This window comes from Desulfocucumis palustris (assembly GCF_002933875.1).
Classification (GTDB): Bacteria; Bacillota; Desulfotomaculia; order Desulfotomaculales; family Desulfocucumaceae; genus Desulfocucumis; species Desulfocucumis palustris.
Map to the genome: position 1 here is coordinate 267,406 of NZ_BFAV01000157.1, position 17,170 is coordinate 284,575.

The 17,170-nt window shown below is 50.7% G+C and carries 18 protein-coding genes and 1 rRNA gene; all 19 read right to left on the bottom strand.

The genetic code is table 11. The annotated features are described in order from the left end of the window. Nucleotides 1–52: 52 nt before the first annotated feature. Nucleotides 53–718: a Crp/Fnr family transcriptional regulator gene (locus tag DCCM_RS16015; RefSeq protein WP_231702808.1), complete on the bottom strand. Its 666-nt coding sequence runs from the start codon at nt 716–718 to the stop codon at nt 53–55. Nucleotides 719–1,003: 285 nt separating this feature from the next. Beyond that, nucleotides 1,004–1,675: a Crp/Fnr family transcriptional regulator gene (locus DCCM_RS16020; protein WP_104373375.1), complete on the bottom strand. Its 672-nt coding sequence runs from the start codon at nt 1,673–1,675 to the stop codon at nt 1,004–1,006. Nucleotides 1,676–2,229: 554 nt separating this feature from the next. Then, the gene (gene secF, locus DCCM_RS16025; RefSeq protein WP_104373376.1) at nt 2,230–3,111 is read right to left on the bottom strand and encodes a protein translocase subunit SecF; all 882 of its coding nucleotides are present in this window, start codon (nt 3,109–3,111) and stop codon (nt 2,230–2,232) included. A 12-nt stretch (nt 3,112–3,123) separates the two neighbouring features. Then, complete coding sequence (gene secD, locus DCCM_RS16030) at nt 3,124–4,368, bottom strand: protein translocase subunit SecD (protein WP_104373377.1); 1,245 nt, start codon at nt 4,366–4,368, stop codon at nt 3,124–3,126. A gap of 33 nt (nt 4,369–4,401) precedes the next feature. Then, the gene (locus DCCM_RS16035) at nt 4,402–5,061 is read right to left on the bottom strand and encodes an HD domain-containing protein (RefSeq protein ID WP_104373378.1); all 660 of its coding nucleotides are present in this window, start codon (nt 5,059–5,061) and stop codon (nt 4,402–4,404) included. A 303-nt stretch (nt 5,062–5,364) separates the two neighbouring features. Next, nucleotides 5,365–5,652 carry a preprotein translocase subunit YajC gene (yajC, locus tag DCCM_RS16040; protein ID WP_104373379.1) on the bottom strand — a complete coding sequence of 96 codons (288 nt, stop codon included), beginning with the start codon at nt 5,650–5,652 and terminating at the stop codon, nt 5,365–5,367. 73 nt (nt 5,653–5,725) lie between these two features. Further along, nucleotides 5,726–6,838 carry a tRNA guanosine(34) transglycosylase Tgt gene (tgt, locus tag DCCM_RS16045; RefSeq protein WP_104373380.1) on the bottom strand — a complete coding sequence of 371 codons (1,113 nt, stop codon included), beginning with the start codon at nt 6,836–6,838 and terminating at the stop codon, nt 5,726–5,728. A gap of 24 nt (nt 6,839–6,862) precedes the next feature. After that, nucleotides 6,863–7,888 (bottom strand): tRNA preQ1(34) S-adenosylmethionine ribosyltransferase-isomerase QueA, encoded by a 1,026-nt coding sequence (gene queA, locus DCCM_RS16050; protein WP_104373381.1) that lies wholly within the window; start codon nt 7,886–7,888, stop codon nt 6,863–6,865. 19 nt (nt 7,889–7,907) lie between these two features. Next, the gene (locus DCCM_RS16055; protein ID WP_165792207.1) at nt 7,908–9,254 is read right to left on the bottom strand and encodes a SpoIID/LytB domain-containing protein; all 1,347 of its coding nucleotides are present in this window, start codon (nt 9,252–9,254) and stop codon (nt 7,908–7,910) included. 197 nt (nt 9,255–9,451) lie between these two features. Then, complete coding sequence (locus tag DCCM_RS16060; protein ID WP_104373383.1) at nt 9,452–9,676, bottom strand: DUF2905 domain-containing protein; 225 nt, start codon at nt 9,674–9,676, stop codon at nt 9,452–9,454. A gap of 17 nt (nt 9,677–9,693) precedes the next feature. Beyond that, nucleotides 9,694–10,233 (bottom strand): epoxyqueuosine reductase QueH, encoded by a 540-nt coding sequence (locus DCCM_RS16065; protein WP_104373384.1) that lies wholly within the window; start codon nt 10,231–10,233, stop codon nt 9,694–9,696. A gap of 6 nt (nt 10,234–10,239) precedes the next feature. Then, nucleotides 10,240–11,256 carry a Holliday junction branch migration DNA helicase RuvB gene (ruvB, locus tag DCCM_RS16070; protein WP_231702809.1) on the bottom strand — a complete coding sequence of 339 codons (1,017 nt, stop codon included), beginning with the start codon at nt 11,254–11,256 and terminating at the stop codon, nt 10,240–10,242. Between the two features lie 66 nt (nt 11,257–11,322). Continuing rightward, nucleotides 11,323–11,928, bottom strand: coding sequence for a Holliday junction branch migration protein RuvA (gene ruvA / locus DCCM_RS16075; RefSeq protein WP_104373386.1), 606 nt, complete (start codon nt 11,926–11,928; stop codon nt 11,323–11,325). Next, nucleotides 11,925–12,416, bottom strand: coding sequence for a crossover junction endodeoxyribonuclease RuvC (gene ruvC / locus DCCM_RS16080; RefSeq protein WP_104373387.1), 492 nt, complete (start codon nt 12,414–12,416; stop codon nt 11,925–11,927). The genes ruvA and ruvC overlap by 4 nt, the downstream gene beginning before the upstream one ends. Nucleotides 12,417–12,499: 83 nt before the next feature. Beyond that, complete coding sequence (locus DCCM_RS16085) at nt 12,500–13,126, bottom strand: hypothetical protein (RefSeq protein ID WP_104373388.1); 627 nt, start codon at nt 13,124–13,126, stop codon at nt 12,500–12,502. A gap of 127 nt (nt 13,127–13,253) precedes the next feature. After that, complete coding sequence (locus DCCM_RS16090; RefSeq protein WP_104373389.1) at nt 13,254–13,982, bottom strand: YebC/PmpR family DNA-binding transcriptional regulator; 729 nt, start codon at nt 13,980–13,982, stop codon at nt 13,254–13,256. A 99-nt stretch (nt 13,983–14,081) separates the two neighbouring features. Next, complete coding sequence (locus tag DCCM_RS16095; protein WP_104373390.1) at nt 14,082–15,521, bottom strand: TrkH family potassium uptake protein; 1,440 nt, start codon at nt 15,519–15,521, stop codon at nt 14,082–14,084. Beyond that, nucleotides 15,472–16,869 carry a Trk system potassium transporter TrkA gene (gene trkA, locus DCCM_RS16100; RefSeq protein WP_104373391.1) on the bottom strand — a complete coding sequence of 466 codons (1,398 nt, stop codon included), beginning with the start codon at nt 16,867–16,869 and terminating at the stop codon, nt 15,472–15,474. Before trkA ends, DCCM_RS16095 begins: the two co-directional genes overlap by 50 nt. A gap of 216 nt (nt 16,870–17,085) precedes the next feature. Next, nucleotides 17,086–17,170, bottom strand: a 5S ribosomal RNA gene (gene rrf, locus DCCM_RS16105); the annotation flags it as partial.

Sequence of the window (17,170 nt, forward strand, 5' to 3'; positions counted from 1 at the left end):
GACAGCTTTCGAACGGTGTTTCAATATCAAGGAGACAGGGGCCGGTGAAATATCAGTTCAGCCTGCGTTTGAGTTTCACCGGATCCTTAATCTTGTATTCCCTTCCCTCCTGCACAATAATATTCTCCTGTTTTAACACTGTTATCATGCTGGTAACAGTCTGCCTGGAAGCCCCTATCATGGAAGCCAGATCGCCGTGGGTCAGCCTTAAATTAATTTTCAACCCGTCCCCGGTCATAACCCCGTGGCTCCGGCTTATTTTCAGCAAGGTGCAGGCCAGCCTCTCCGGAGCCATCAGGGCAACCATGTCGCGGATTGAGGACTCCGCGTCCCGCATACGGTAGGCCAGCATCCTGGCTACCTTGATGGACAACAGGGGGGCTTTTAACAACAGATTTTGGAAATCCTCATATTTTACGAGAATTAAATTCAGCGGCTCAAGGGAACAGGCGTGGCATGTCCTTTTCACCCCGGCCAGGGCTTCCGCCAGCCCCATTAGCTCACCGGCGCCTCTCAGGGAGCCCACGGTTACCTGGCGCCGGTCCCCGGCCAAACGGTATATCCTGGCGGTGCCGGATTCCAAAAGATATATTATATCCGCGGGATCTCCGGCGCTAAAAATCACTTCACCCCGGCCATAGGAATATTTGCGGCCAATCTGCCTGAGCATTTCCTTTTCGAATTCCTCCAGCCGGGGAATCTCCAAACCGGTCAGCACGCCAATCATCTCCAAATAAGGTTGGGGGAAACACCTTCCTAAGCGGCCTGTAACTCTTACTGCAATGCAAATGTACTGAAGGAATGTCCCCAGCTTTAAAAAATTAGAAACAGGACATTTACCAGTCCTGTTTCTAATTTTAACAAAAAAAATAAATTATAAATGTCGCTTACATGACGTGGATTATGTCAAATACCCGTCTTTTATCCCGCCGGGCAGCCTGTAAGCTCCTTCGCTTCAAAAATCGGGAATCAACATTCGTTAAAGCCCTCGGGCTCACTTACCTCACATGATCCACTTGGCCAGCTTATCCGGGTTAATTATCCTGATTTCCCGTCCCTCGTAATCAATGCTCTTTTCCTGCCTGAAGGTATTTAAGAGAGACGTAACTGTTTGCCGGGAAGTCCCCGCCATGTTGGCCAATTCCTCGTGGGTCAGGGGAAGATTGATTTTTATGCCGCTTCTGGACTCCTCGCCGCAGCGGTCGCCGATCTTAAACAGTATAAGGGCCAATCTGCCGGGAGCCTGCCAGCAAACCATATCGTGAATAATGGCCTCGGCTTCCCTCATCCGCGCTCCCAGTTGCTTGGCAACCTTTAGCGCCAGGGCCGGATGGGTGGTTAAAAGCTCCTCAAACTTATTTTTACGCACCACCACCATGGTGACGTTTTGAATAGCTCCCGCGTAGCAGGTGCGCTCGCCGCCCCAGAGGGTTTCCGCCAGGCCCATCAGTTCCCCCGGGCTGCGGATGCTGCCCACCGTTACCCTCCGCCCATCGTTGGAAAGCCGGTATATTTTGACCCATCCGTTCTCTATCATGAATATTCTGTCTGCAATATCCCCAGCCGCAAAAATAACATGATTTTTCGGATAGTGCACCGTGGAGCCGGCCTGACGGATAATCATTTTCTCTATTTCGTCCAGAACCGGAACCTCTAGATTAACAATACCAACCATGTGGGCCACCTCCATTCTCCCCAAAACCGTTCCCGATACCCCGCCGGCAACTTAAGCAGGCAATCAGACAGCTGTGGTGCAGATACTTATGAAATATAGTTCATTAAATCCAAGCTCATGCCGTAATTTCAACTATCAACATATTTATGACTATAGTTCAATACGCAAGGCTGTCATAATATTGTCACATTAGTACTAAATAATTGTAACGTTTTCTATTTTCTTGTGTCAAGAATATTTTTTATAATACAGCAACCATTTTAATCAAGTCCCATTTACTATAATTTCCCTATTTATTTACTTACTAAATAACAGTACAGCTATTATATCATAAAACCATTAATAACAATTAAAACAGCAATTAATTATTGTATTCACAATTACAAGCTGATGAAACAATTTAAAACAATGCCATAATTAAAGCCATTAACTAACAAAAACAATAGCAGAGCAAAAAAATATAATTTCGCCCTGCTAAATACTAACTTATATAACAAATATCATGTTAATAAACAAAAGGATGAAATACTATCTCTCTTTGTTTCTCTTCTCTATCATACCTTGGCGGTCTGTAATTTTTTTCTTTTATCCAAAAGTTTCAAGTCCACCCATAGCGGGCTTGCGTTGAATATTGAAGAATAGGCGCCGCTGGCAACCCCTATGAGCATGGCCAGAACAAAGGTTTTTATGGTGCTGCCGCCCAGGAAATACAGCGCCAGCAGCACGAATATAACCGTGAGAACCGTGTTTATGGAACGGGCCAGGGTCTGCCACAGGCTTTTGTCCACCAGGTCCTCCAGGGTTTCTCCTTTTTTCTGACTCCTGAGGTTTTCCCTGATACGGTCGAAAATGACGATGGTGTCGTTGATGGAATAACCGATGATGGTGAGTATGGCCGCCACAAAGGCCATATCCACTTCAATTTGCAGCAGTGAGAATACCCCCGTTACCACCAGCGTATCATGCAAAAGGGCGGCGACGGCGGCTATGCCCTGCTTGAACTCAAACCGGATGGTAATGTAAATTACCATTAAAACAGCGGCAATCAACAGGGCCAGCAAGGCTTTGTACGCTAACTCCTGACCGATCACCGGTCCCACCAGGTCCGTTCTCATGAGGGTGGCTTTGCCCAGCTTGTCCTGTATCTGGCTGAACATTTTGTCGCTCTCTTCCTGGCTGAGCGCCTTGGTTTTAATGATATAGTCCCTGTCACCGCTCTGCTGGATGCTCTTGCTTCCCTCAATACCAAGGGAATCCACAACGTTTCTCACATCCTGAACATTAACGGCCTTGTCGAAACGGACCTCCATAATGGTGCCCCCGGTAAAGTCTATCCCTAAATTAAGACCCTGCAGCATAAGGGAGATAATACCGGGAACTATCACGGCAATAGAAATTATATACCAGATTTTGCGCAGTTTAACAAAATGAAACATTCCCCTACCCCCTTACGCGCCGAAATATTTGGGATTTTTACTTATGTTGGCGGCAGCCACCAGATGCAGCAGCCAGCGGGTCATCGAAATCGCCGTAAACATGCTGGCCAGAATACCTATGATAAGGGTTACGGCAAAGCCCTTGATGGGGCCGGTGCCCAGATAGTACAGCACCACCGCCGCTATTATGGTGGTGACGTTGGCGTCAAAAACAGCGGTAAAACCGCGTTTAAAGCCCGCGTCAATGGCGGAGCGCAGGCTCTTGCCGGTGCGCAGCTCTTCCTTCAGCCGCTCGAAAATAATTACGTTGGCGTCCACCGCTATGCCCAGGGACAGCAGAAAACCAGCTATGCCCGGCAATGTCATGGTAACGTGCAGCCCCACATAAACCGCCAGAACTATTAAAGTGTAAATCACCAGGGCAAAATCGGCAATCAATCCCGGCAGCCGGTAATAAACCAGCATAAACACCAGTATGGCCACCACGCCCACCAGGCCGGCGTGTTCCGATTTAGCCAGGGAGTCGGCACCCAGGGCCGGTCCCACCGAACGTTTTTCTTCCACCGTCACCTTTACCGGCAGGGCTCCGGAGCGCAGCAGCAACGCGTCATTGTGAGCCTCATCCAGGGTGGCGTAACCCGTTATTTCAGCCTTGCCGTTAGGAATGGGCTCATTAACATTGGGATTTGTCAACACCTGGTTGTCCAGCACAATGGCTATTCTTTTGTTCACGTTGGCCGCAGTGGCCTCGGCAAATTTTTTGGTCCCCGCGGGCGTAAAGGCAATGTTTATTACATTCTCTCCGTTTTGGTTCTTGCCCTCCTTGGCATCCTTCAAATCAGCCCCGGTGACCACGGTTTTGCCGTCCTCGGTAATAAACTGCAAATACGCGGTCTTGGCGATGGTGCGCACGGCTTCTTCGGGGTCCTTGATGCCTGCCAGCTCCACAATCAGGCGTCTTTCACCCTGAATCTGGATTATCGGCTCCGATACCCCGAGTCCGTTAACCCTGTTCTCAATTATGGCCTTTAATTGTTTCATGGTATCTGGAGTAACCTTGGCTTCCGGCGTATCGTGAGCCTCGAATACCACGTGCACCCCGCCCTGCAGGTCAAGCCCCAGGTTAATGCCCTTTACCAGAGGAAGGTATTTGCCCAGGGTCTTGTTCTGGTCAAATACCGGGGCCACTGACAGCACGGCGGCGGAAATCACCAGCGCGATAATCAGCAACAGGATCAGTACTTTGCTCCACTTCATGTTTTAATATTCTCCCCCCTGATTTTACAACTGCTACAACAGCTTGGAATCATTAATAATCAGTTCGAAATTGGACTGCAAAAAGCAGGCAGCCCGCCGACAGAGCACCATTCTGGTCAAAAATATCTCAAAGTACTCCATAACCGAACAGATTGTTATATCAATGGTCAGATCCATGGTTATAATCCGGTTTTCCGCATCCACCCGCAGAAAAGCATGCTCCACGGCATAATTTACCCGATCATGGATATCGAAGGTGGCAAAATCCTGATTGCGCACCCGGGAGCGGTGCACGTCGGATTTATCCGCCATGATCAAGGCGGCGGAAATGTTGCTGATGGGCTGGCCATACTGTTCCTCATGGTTGGCAATGGCGGATATCACCGCCGCCACCTCATCCGGTTCCATACCCATGGCCATCAATATGGGAAAGGTTATTGACGCCCCGGAATTACCGTGGTCGTTACGGCTGACCACATTCCCGATATCGTGCAGGTAACCCGCGATAGCCGCCAGCTCCGCTTCCCTGGGAGAATATTTCAGCTGCTTTAAGATGGTGCTGGCAATCTTGCTAACCAGGTTGACATGCCTGTAGCTATGCTCGGTAAAGCCCATGGCGCCCAGATACTCATTTCCCTTGCGAATAAAGCTGTCCACCACCGGGTTCTTCCTGACATCCTCCAGAGTAACCATATATATCCTCCTGCCGTTTTGCCGGTATATAAACATAACTGCAGCGTTAAGGAAAAAATCCCGCACATGGTGTAAAATGCATGGATTGGGCAATTTTTATACATGCCCGGGTCCCTGTAACGCAATTTGGTGAGCCGGCAAACAGGGGGCGGACCTGCCATAATAAGCCTTAGGGAGTTCAATTTGCCATTTTAACCAATACGGAGAAAGAGAGTAGACTTCAAGCCTACCCTCCAAGATCCGGAATCTATTAGCATATTATTAACGCCCCGGGGCGTTCAGCCCGGACCAGATCTTAAACAGCTATTCTTTCTCTTCCTCCGGAGCGGATTCCCGCACCTGGGCGACGGCGCTTTTCAAAAACTCAATGCGTACATTATCGGCCACACGGAGGATAATTGTGTCCTCTTTGATTTTAACCACGGAACCCAACATGCCGCCCGCGGTGGTTACCTGATCGTTAACCTTCATGCCGCTGACCATCTGCTGGTGTTTTTTCTGGCGTTGCTGCTGGGGACGAATCATCAAAAAATACAAAAGGGCGAAAAGCGCCACAATATAAATAAGGGTGCCTATACTACCGGAATTCAATAAGGAACCTCCTTTCTATATAATGATATTATTCGTCTTATTAAGCCGATTCCCTTTTACTGAGGATAAAAAATTAGTCGGAATTAAAACGGCTTAAGAATTTTTCCTTATATTCCAGGAATGTGCCTTCTTTTATTGTCCTTCTAACATTTTCCATGAGACGTATTATAAAGCGCAAATTATGTATGGTGGTAAGCCTGATGCCCAAAACCTCGTTGGCCTTGATCAGGTGCCTCACATAAGCCCTGGAGAAGTTCCTGCAGGTATAGCAGTCGCATTCCGGATCCAGGGGAGTAAAATCCTCGGCATAAGCCGCGTTGCGAACCACAAGCTTGCCTGTATGGGTAAACACTGTGCCGTTTCTGGCTATCCTGGTGGGAAGAACGCAGTCGAACATATCCACGCCCCTGGCCACTCCCTCCAGCAGGCAGTCCGGCGACCCCACCCCCATCAGATAACGGGGTTTTTCCTCAAGGATCAAGGGGACTGTGTAATCCAGCATTTCATACATCAATTCCTTTGGCTCGCCAACACTCAAGCCGCCTATACCGTAGCCGGGAAAATCAAGCTCCAGCAGTTGGGATGCGCTTATTTCCCGCAAATCCCTGAAAGTCCCTCCCTGGATTATGCCAAAAAGGGCCTGCTCCTCCCTGCCATGGGCTTTTTTGCATCTCCCGGCCCAGCGGGTGGTGCGCTCCAGGGCTTTTACGGCATACTCCCTGGTGCAGGGATAAGGGGCGCATTCGTCAAAGGCCATTATAATGTCCGCCCCCAGGGCCTCCTGTATTTCCACCGCCCGCTCGGGGCTGAAATAATGTTCCGAACCGTCAATGTGCGAGCGGAACCTTACCCCGTCCTCCTCAATTTTTCTCAGCGGCCCCAGGCTGAACACCTGAAATCCGCCGCTGTCCGTGAGGATTGGCCCGTCCCAGTTCATGAACCGGTGCAGCCCGCCGGCTTTACGCACCAATTGGTGGCCGGGTCTCAGGTAAAGGTGGTAGGTATTGGACAGTATCAGGCGTCCGCCCATTTCCTTTACTTCTTCCGGGGTCATGGTTTTTACCGTGGCCTGCGTGCCCACGGGCATAAAAATAGGAGTTTCCACCTTGCCGTGGGGGGTCTCCAGTTCCCCCAGCCTGGCCCTGGATTTTGAGTCTTTTAGCAGTTCCTTAAAAATTATAGCCATAATGTTCCTTTTTCTTACTTTTTCTTAAATCAGCAGCATGGCGTCGCCGAAACTAAAAAAACGGTAGCGCCTGTCCACGGCAGTCCGGTAGGCGTCCAAAACCCTTTCCCTGCCGGCAAAGGCGCTTACCAGCATCAGCAGGGTGGAGCAGGGCAGGTGAAAATTGGTTATTAAACCGTCAATCACCTTGAATTTATAGCCGGGATATATAAATATATCCGTCCAGCCGGTTCCCGGCCGCACCTTGCCGTCCTGTTCGGCGGAACTCTCCAGGCAGCGGGTGCTGGTGGTGCCGACGGCTATGACCCTGCCGGCGCCTGCCCTGGCGCCGTTGATTATTTCAGCGGCCCGCGGGGTTATTTCATAGTATTCCCGGTGCATCAGGTGCTCTTCCACATTCTCCGCGGTTACAGGCCGGAAAGTGCCCAGACCCACATGTAAAAGCACGGAAACAATATTAACGCCTTTGCCCTTTATTCTCTCCAACAGCTCCGGAGTAAAGTGCAGGCCCGCCGTGGGAGCCGCCACGGAACCCGGCTCCCGGGCATAAACCGTCTGGTAGCGGCCGGGGTCCGCGGGATAATTTTTAATATAAGGCGGGAGCGGCATCCGGCCTATCTTTTCTATTACCTCATTAAAATCGCCCTGATACTTAAAGTCAAGAATCCTCCCGCCGGCATCCGTAACATCCGCCACATCCGCCTCCAGCAGTCCCTGGCTAAAAATCAGGCGGGTGCCCGGCCTGACCCTTTTGCCGGGGCGAACCAGGGTTTCCCAACTGTGGGGTGACAGCTGCCTGAGTAAAAGCACTTCTATCTCCGCCCCGGTTGGCGCCTTCCGGGCAAAGAGCCTGGCCGGGATGACCCTGGTGTCGTTAATTACCAGCACGTCCCCGGGCGCTAAATATTCAACTATATTGTTAAATTTCCTGTGCTCCATGCCGGAGCCGTCTCTTCTTAAAACCAGCAGCCTGGACTCGTCCCTTTTCAGGCCGGGATCCTGGGCAATTAGCTCCTCGGGAAGGAAATAGTCAAAATCAGCGGTTTTCAATGCGTCACCTTAAGCCATTCTAATAAAGCAGGTCAATATCAACGTCAGTATAATAGTATTTCAATATATCCTGGTAATTATAACCTTCCCCGGCCATACCCAGAGCGCCGTACTGGGACATGCCCAAACCGTGTCCCAGTCCGCTCCCGCAAAAAACAATCCTGGACAGAGAATCCTGCTCATCTTTCTCCACTTCCATTTCGAACAGGGAACTGTTCAGCCCGAAGGCGGAACGCACGGAATCGGCGTTGCATATTTCAACCCTGGCAGGAAGTCCCCCGGCGTCAAGACCAGTTACAGCCACCTTTTTAACCCTGGCGCCGGAAGAGGTTCTGGCTATTTCAACAACATCCGAAATACTGCTGAAGCTGTATCCCTTTTGCCTTAACTGGTCCACCAACTGGGTTTGATCGTATGCTTTCTCCCAGTGATAGTATTTGTCATTAATATCCGCCGGGTCGGGTTTAACCTTTATATATTCCAGAGGATTTTGCCAGACATCCTCGCTGTTCTCAATGTAGCCTCCGCTGCAGCTGTGGAAAAAGGCGGTTATCACAATTCCCCTGCAGGTCAGTACCCGGCCCCGGGTTTGGTCAACCACATCCTTCACCTTTTGGTTCTCCGCGTCATAGCCCTGGTAGACCTGGCTCTGCTGGCCGGCCAGCACGTCGAATCCATAGGATGAATAAGCGCCCGCCGTCATCTGGGCCATGGCGTAGCTCCTGGCCGTCACCGCCTGGGCCTTCAAAGCCTCCTCCGGCCAGGATGAAGGCATTTCCCCGGGGACAACGCCGTATAGATATTCCTCCAGGGGCAGCTGGTTTATCACCGCCATGCCGTCGCTAAAGGCCCTGAACTCCAGATCCCCCCGGTACTTCCGAGAAGCTCCGCCATTGCTCAAAGCCAGCAGGTTTTGACCGGTGGTTCCTCTTAATGCCGACTGCCCATCACCGGTAAGCACCCGGTATCCGCTCAAATCAGAGTCCAGCCGCCCCGTTTCACCTCCGGCAGCCTCCACAGCCGGCCTGCCGGGACCAATCCCGGTCAGTGAGCCGCCGGCGGATATGGCCAAAATACTCCGGGCGGATTCCTTCAGCACCACCGGGTTGTCAAATCTCCCCAGGCTCTCTCCGTCCCTGAGCAGTTCAATCCGCCCCCCGTCAAACCTGGCCTGCCATCTTTCCCCGGCTCTGGCCACAGCCACTTCCGACCCCGTCACCGCGTCCAGCACCCGGTATTCCCCGGTAACCGAAAAATCCTGCACAAGGGTTTTCAGGGCCAGTCCCACCCTTATATCCTTAACCACCACGGAAACATCGGCGCCGGCCTTAAAGGGAAGTAAAAACAGCGCCACCCCCAGAAACAAAAAAAACAGCCCCGTTAATGGTGCCTTGACCAGTCGGTTATTTAATTTGAAAAAATTATGTGCAAGCATGCTGTCAAAACCCCCGATAACATAAAGAAGAAATATTTAACAAACTAGGGATTTCGACACCAAGCAGATTTTTCCTGCCTAAATTATTACTCAGTATTAATTTTAGTTGTTTTGGGGAGGCATAACGGCTACCTCCGGAAAAACAGATTAAGTATCACCGTCAGCAATATACTGAGAAGTATCATGGAAACCAGGGGAAAATAAAAAGTAAAATTACCCTTGCGGATTAATATGTCACCGGGCAGTTTTCCAAAATTGAATATCTTGCCGGAGAACATGAGCAAAAGCCCGGTCACAACCAGAATAATCCCCATGATAACGATAATTTTTCCGATGCCGTTAAGGGAATCCATTTCAATCACTCACCAATCTATTTGCCCGGCTTTTTATAATACCTTTCCTTTTCGCTATATATACAGCCGCAGTATTGCTGCCGGTACATCCCCAGTTCCCTGGACCGGGAAGCGGCCTCCTTGTAGCCGGGCCGGAAATCGGCATAATAAAAAGGAATACCGGTTTCCTTGGCCACCGCTTCGCCTATTTCCTTTATTAAATCATGCTTTTGAAAGGGGCTTACCAGAAGCGTACTGGAAAAACAGTCGAATTTTCCCTTCCTGGCCACCTTTGCAGCCCTGCGCAGGCGCATGGCATAGCAATAAGAACACCGTACGGACTCCCGGTGCACCACGGAACGCAAAAATTCTTCCAGGGGATAATCTTCGTCAACAATCAGCCTGAAATCCTTTTCCCTGGCGTAATTTTCCAAGGTTTCCCTGCGCTTTAGCCATTCACTGTAAGGATGAATGTTGGGGTTATAATAGTAACCTGTCACATCCATGGCCTCTTCTCTGATTTTATCCAGCGGGTAGATGGTACAGGGCCCGCAGCAGGTGTGCAACAGCAATTTCAATTCATATCAATCCTTTTCGGGACCAGGTATGTCCAGATGTCTGTAAGCCATGGCAGTGGCAATTCTGCCCCGGGGAGTGCGGGTCAGCAAGCCCAGTTGCATCAGGTAAGGCTCGTATACATCCTCAATGGTATCGGCTTCTTCCCCCACGGCGGCCGATATGGTATCAAGCCCCACCGGTCCTCCATTGAACTTTTCGATGATTGCAAGCAGTAAACGCTGGTCGGTTTTATCCAGCCCCAGGGCATCCACCTCGAAAAAATGCAGGGCCTCCGCCGCCACCCGGGCGTCAATCACTCCATCCGCCTTAATCTGGGCATAGTCCCGGACTCTTTTAAGCAGCCGGTTGGCCACCCTGGGCGTACCCCTGGAGCGCCTGGCTATTTCCCGGGCCCCGGCGTTATCCGTCCGTACTTTCAGTATATCCGAAGCCCGGTTTATAATTTCCACCAGATCCTCCAGTCTGTAGTAATCCAGCCTGGAAATAACCCCGAAGCGGTCCCTCAGCGGGGAAGTCAGCAGCCCCGCCCTGGTGGTGGCGCCGATAAGGGTAAAGCGGGGCAGCTCCAGACGAATGGAGCGCGCCCCGGGGCCCTTGCCGATAATAATATCCAGGGCGTAATCCTCCATGGCGGGATACAGTATTTCTTCCACAGACCTGTTCAGCCTGTGTATCTCATCAATAAACAGCACATCCCCGGGACCCAGATTGGTTAGAATGGCGGCCAGGTCCCCGGGTCTTTCCACCGCAGGCCCGGAGGTAATTTTAATACTTACCCCCAGTTCGTTGGCTATGATATTGGCCAGGGTTGTTTTGCCAAGGCCAGGAGGCCCGAACAGGAGAACATGGTCCAGCGCCTCGTCTCTTTCCCTGGCGGCCCTGATAAAAATATCTATTGTTTCCTTTACCTTATTCTGCCCTATGTATTCGGAAAGTCTGCGTGGCCGCAGGCTGTTTTCAGCTTCCGCATCCTCATCCTTCAGCGTCGCCGATATCAACCTGTCATTAAAATTATTATTCAAAACCACCAACATCCCCCGGGTTAATTATTACCGGTAAAACAGTTTATCGCGGTGTGTCCCCTCACCTTATACTCTGTTGCCGGCAAGCCTTTTTAAGGACAATTTGATTAAATCCTCTACGCCCGGCTGTTCCAATTCCCTGCCGGTCTCCTGCACCGCCCTGAGCGCCTCGGCGGAGCCATAGCCCAGGGCAATCAAAGCACTGACCGCGTCCGCGGTGTGTCCCGCCTCTCCGGACAGCACTGTTTGCTCCCTGTCCGGCAGGCTAATCTTGGCGATTTTATCCTTGAGCTCTAAAATAATTCTCTGGGCGGTTTTTTTGCCCACCCCCGGAGCCCTGCTAATCAGGGCGGCATTTTCAGTGATTACCGCGGAGCTGAAATTTTCCGGCGTTATAGTGGACAGTACCCCCAGGGCGGCCTTGGGGCCCACCCCGCTGACTCCCAGCAGCAGCCTGAACAGCTCCAATGCCTCCTGGGTGTCGAAACCAAACAGGCTTATACCGTCCTCCCTCATGTGCATATGGGTATACAGCACCACTTCCACACCGGTCCCGGGCAGACGGGGTATTACCGACAAGGGCACCTGCAGCCTGTAGCCCACTCCGTTGACATCCACAACCACCGTGTCCGTATGCACAGAATAAAGATTGCCTTTAATAAACGCGATCATCTAAAACCAACCCCCGATACGCCACAGTGATAGGAATGACAAATGGCCACTGCCAGGGCGTCGGCCACATCATCCGGACTGGGGGCTTCCCGCAGGGAAAGCAGCGCCCGGACCATGAACTGCACCTGGCCTTTATCAGCCCTGCCCTCACCCACCACGGCCTGTTTAACCTGCAGCGGCGTGTACTCGAAAACTTCAAGTCCCGCCCGGGCCGCGCAAAGCATGGCCACACCCCTGGCATGCCCCACAGTAAGGGCCGTGCGTACATTTTTATTAAAGAAAAGCTGCTCCAGGGCAAATTGCTCCGGAGCTGTTGTTTTAATTATATCATCCAGCTGGTTAAATAGTTGTTTCAGTCTTAGTGGCAGGGGTGTTTTGCTATCGGTGGTTACAGCGCCGAAGTCAATCACCTTGAAACGGTCCCGGCTGTAATCCAAAACCGCGTAACCGGTAATGGCGATACCGGGATCCACCCCCATAATTATCATAAGCCACCCCCGGGCCGGGCAAGAGGCCTTTATATGCTTAAACCCCTCACCTTTTTATTTGTTCCCGGAAGGAATGTCCCCGATTACTCGACAACTTCATCCAGGTTTTCCAGCATGCTGTTAAGCATTGCCTCGTTCTCAAATTCCAGGTGATACTTCAATTCTTCTCTGGCTGCTGGGTCGACATTTGCCAAATCCGCCGCGCTTTCAAGCCGTTTCCTTAAATCCTCCGGCAGCAGTTCCATCCTTTTACCCTCTTCCAGCCGTATCAGTTTCTGGTCGCAGCCAAGGGGGCCCTGATATACGGCCAGCACGTTGCGGTAAATGCCCAGGTGCCGGTAATCCCTGTGCAGGCTGCAAAAATCATCAACATTCCTGGTCAGCACCAGTATCCCGCCGTCAACGGTTTTGATGCTCCAGCCTTCTTCGGCGGGATATTTCTTTTCCAGCTCCTTTTCGGTCAGACCCACCAGTTCCCTGGGAGCAGGCCCCTGATATACCGTCTCCACGTCCTTGCAGAGGTAACTGTTCTCCTGCCTTACGATGGTTCCCGAAACCACCCTGGTATCCCCGGCCAGGCCAATATTATATACCGGATGGCCGGGCTTCATTAAAGGACTCACAAAAAAATTGAGGGCCTGATAAAAAACAAACGCCACCAGCATAATCACGACAATACTCATTGCCAGCATGGGAATCTTTCTTAACATGCGGTTCACCCCGGTAATTCTCAAGATATCTGATTTATAACCATTTAAGTAATGTTTTATACCTTGGATTCACCGTTCGCCCCGCTTGTGGCGTTAATAGGCATTATACCATATTTATAACACTGATTTATTCCGTAATATCGAAATTGGCGTAAACCTCCTGCACGTCGTCATGGTCCTCCAGGGAATCCATTAGTTTAAGCATCTGCTCCGCCTCATTCCCGGCGAGGTTAACCGATGTCTGGGGGATCATGGTAATCTCCGCGTCAGCGATAACACAGCCCTGAGCGGCCAGATTTTCCCGGACCGACTCTAAACTTTCCGGCTCAGTATATATTTCGAAGCTGTCTTCTTCTACCTTCATATCCTCGGCCCCGGCCTCAAGCACAGCCAGAAGAAGGTCGTCCTCATTGGCGCCGGAGGCTTTATCAACCATAATTAAACCTTTTTTGTCAAACATCCAGGAGACGCAGCCGGTTTCACCCAGGTTGCCTCCGTACCTGGAAAAAAGGTGCCTTATTTCTCCCGCCGTGCGGTTCCTGTTGTCGGTCAGTATTTCCATCATCACGGCCACGCCACCAGGCCCGTAGCCTTCATAGACGATCTCTTCAAAGTTGCCTCCGCCCAATTCCCCGGTGCCCTTCATTATGGCCCGCTGAATGTTTTCGTTGGGTATATTGACCTCCTTGGCTTTCTGAATGGCAGTCTTCAGCCGCATATTACCTTCGGGATCACCGCCCCCGGCCTTGGCCGCCATGATAATCTCCTTGGACAGTCTGGTGAACACCTTGCCCCGCTGGGCGTCGACTTTGGCTTTCTTTCTTTTTATAGTGGACCACTTTGAATGTCCCGACATCTATATCAACTCCTTTATCTCAATGGAATGTCCCCAACTTACGGTAAATATTTTAACATAGAACCAAAAAAGGACAAAGCGGTATCAACAAAGAGAATGCTATCTCCAAAATTTAGAACTCAGCAACAGAATCACGCTGTATATCTCCAGTCTGCCCACCAGCATACATAGGGAAAGTATAACCTTGCCTGAATCCGGTATACCCGAATAATTGGTCATGGGACCCACCGCGCCGAAGCCCGGCCCAACGTTGCCAAGGGTGGCGGCCACAGAGGAAACGGCGCTGATAAAATCCAGCCCTATCCCGGCCATATAGAAGGTAGCCCCGCTGAGAATTATAAAATAAAGGAAAAAGAACGTCTGAACATTTTCCACCACGTCCTGGGAAATAACCTCCTTGCCCACCCTGACAGGCACCACCGCCTGGGGGTGAAGAAGTTTGACGAATTGTTTCGATATGGCTTTGAACATGATAAGAAAACGGGCATTTTTTATGGCGCCGCCGGTGGAGCCCGCGCAGCCCCCGATAAGCATCAGCATCAATAGCACTAACTGGCTGAATAACGGCCATTTATCAAAATCCGCAGTGGCATAGCCCGTGGTGGTGATAATGGAACTGACTGAAAAGGCGGCGTCCCTGAGAGCCTTTCCAATCTCAAACTGGGCGGACAGCACCAGGTTGCCGCTGATTAAAAGAATGCTGGACAGTATTACCCCTAAGTACAATCTGCTTTCAGGATCCTTCCATATGGGCCTGAAATTACCGCGCAGGGCGTAAAAATGCAGGGCGAAATTCATGCCGCAGACAATCATGAAAAAGATAATTATTACTTCCACGGCCAGATTATCGTACGCGCCTACGCTGGCGTTTTTGTTTGAAAAGCCCCCGGTGGCAACCGTCCCGAAAGTATGGATAATTGAATCAAACCAGTTCATTCCCGCTATCTTAAGGGCGATTATTTCAACAATTGTGATAATAAGATATATTTTGTACAATTCCCTGGAGGTCTGGGCAATTCTCGGCAGCATTTTGCTTTTGGTCGGACCGGGCACCTCGGCCTTGTACATCTGCATGCCGGCAATTTTCAACGAGGGAATCAGCGCCAGTGTCAGCACAATAATACCCATGCCCCCCAGCCAGTGGGTAAAGCTCCTCCAGAAAAGAATTCCCTGGGGTATAACCTCCAGGTCGGTAATTACCGACGCCCCGGTGGTGGTAAAACCGGACATGGTCTCAAAAAAAGCATCCACCGGGCTGGGCAGAACACCGGAGAGCACGAAGGGGATAGAACCGAAAATGGCCGACAACAGCCAGCTGAAAGTGGCTATGGCAAAACCCTCCCGGTAGCCCACGTGCAGTGACTCCGGTTTAACCAGGGCCAGCAGGGCTCCCGACGCGGCGGTGATAACAATACTTATCATTAAAGCCCGGGAATCTTCTCCGGTGTAATAAAAAGATATAAAAAGAGAAGGGACCATGGCGGCCGCCTCACATAACAGCACCAGTCCCAGTGTCCTTAAAATAAGTCGTCTGTTCAAGCAGGTTTCCCTCCGCGCTGCACATGGCTATTACAGTATGAACGTTATGCCCCAGGGCGAAAACCACCAGCCGGTCCTCGGGCCGTATAACCTCATTGCCCTTGGGTATTATTATTTTATTTTCCCTGCTGATAGCCCCCACAATAACCCCTTTGGGCAATCCCGAATTCTTTAATGTCCTCCCTACTATCTTGCTGCCGGTCTGGGCGATCAACTCCATCGCCTCGGCCTGTTCATTCAGCAACAAAACCATCGACAGCAGCCTGCCTCCCCGGATAAAGCGCATTATTTCCCCGATGGTAATCAGGCGTGGGCTGATAGCCGCGTCGACCCCCAGCCGTTCCACCAGCGGAGCGTAGCTGGGGCGGCTGACTTTGGCTATAACCCTTTTGGCCCCAAGCTGCTTGGCTAGCAGGGAGATTAACAAATTCTCCTCATCTATTCCGGTTACCGCCACAAATCCGTCTGTTTCATGTATTCCCTCGTTCTTTAAAAGCTCCACATCGGTTCCGTCACCTTTTAATATAAGGGCTTCGGGCAGGCGCTCGGATAATTCTTTGCAGCGTTCCGGATTCTGCTCAATTATTTTAACTTTCAAACCCTGGCGGCATAAGCGTTCCGTCAAATAATAGGCAATTTTTCCCCCGCCCAGTATAAGCACACTCTGAACCCGCTGCTTTCTCTTTTTAACCCTGCTGCATATTTTATTTGTACTCTCCGTATTGCCCAGCAGGTAAATTGTATCTCCGGGCAAAATGAAATCCATACCGCCGGGAACAATCAGGTTCCCCTTCCGGGAAATGCCAACCACCAGGCAGGATTTGGGCAGCTCAATCTCCATCAGCTTTTTACCCGCGAAATGGCTGTGGGATTCGTCAATATTGAGTTCCAGCATCTGTACCTTTCCGTTGGCAAAGAGCTCCGTGTGCACCGGCAGATTAATGGTTAATAACCGCATAATTTCCAGCGAAGCCGCATATTCCGGGTTAATAACCAGATCAACTCCAAGGTCCTCCTTGGAAATTATCAGATCCCTGGCGTAATCCGGATCGCGTATCCTGGCGATGGTTCGCTGTATGCCCAGCCTTTTGGCGGTCATGCAGGAAATCATGTTGATTTCGTCACTGTTGGTCACCGCCACCAGCAGATCGCTGTCGCTTATGCCGGAATCCCTCATTAACTGGGCGCTGGAACCGTTTCCCCGGACAGTGAGCACATCCATTTTTTCCTGGATTTTATTCAGTTTAGCCTCATCACGATCAATAACCACTATGTCGTGCCCTTCTTCAGATAGCCTGCGGGTAATTTCCAGTCCTACCTTACCGGCACCAATGATAGTAATCTTCATGCGTGAGCACTCCTTGTTATAGTGGTACCTCTCTTACAATTTATAAACTCACCCGGATAACAAATCAAGTAATTTATTTTTTGAGTAGTCAAAATATATATAATTTAAAAATCTCACGGTTTTACCGTGAGTATAATGGGGACAGGCCTCTTTTAGGAAATTGCTATAGGAAAGGGGACAAACCTCTTTCCAAGGAATGTCCCCAATTAAAATTTATTCCGGCGACGACCTACTCTCCCAGGGGTTAACCCCAAGTACCATCGGCGCTGAAGGGCTTAACTACCGTGTTCGGGATGGGAAC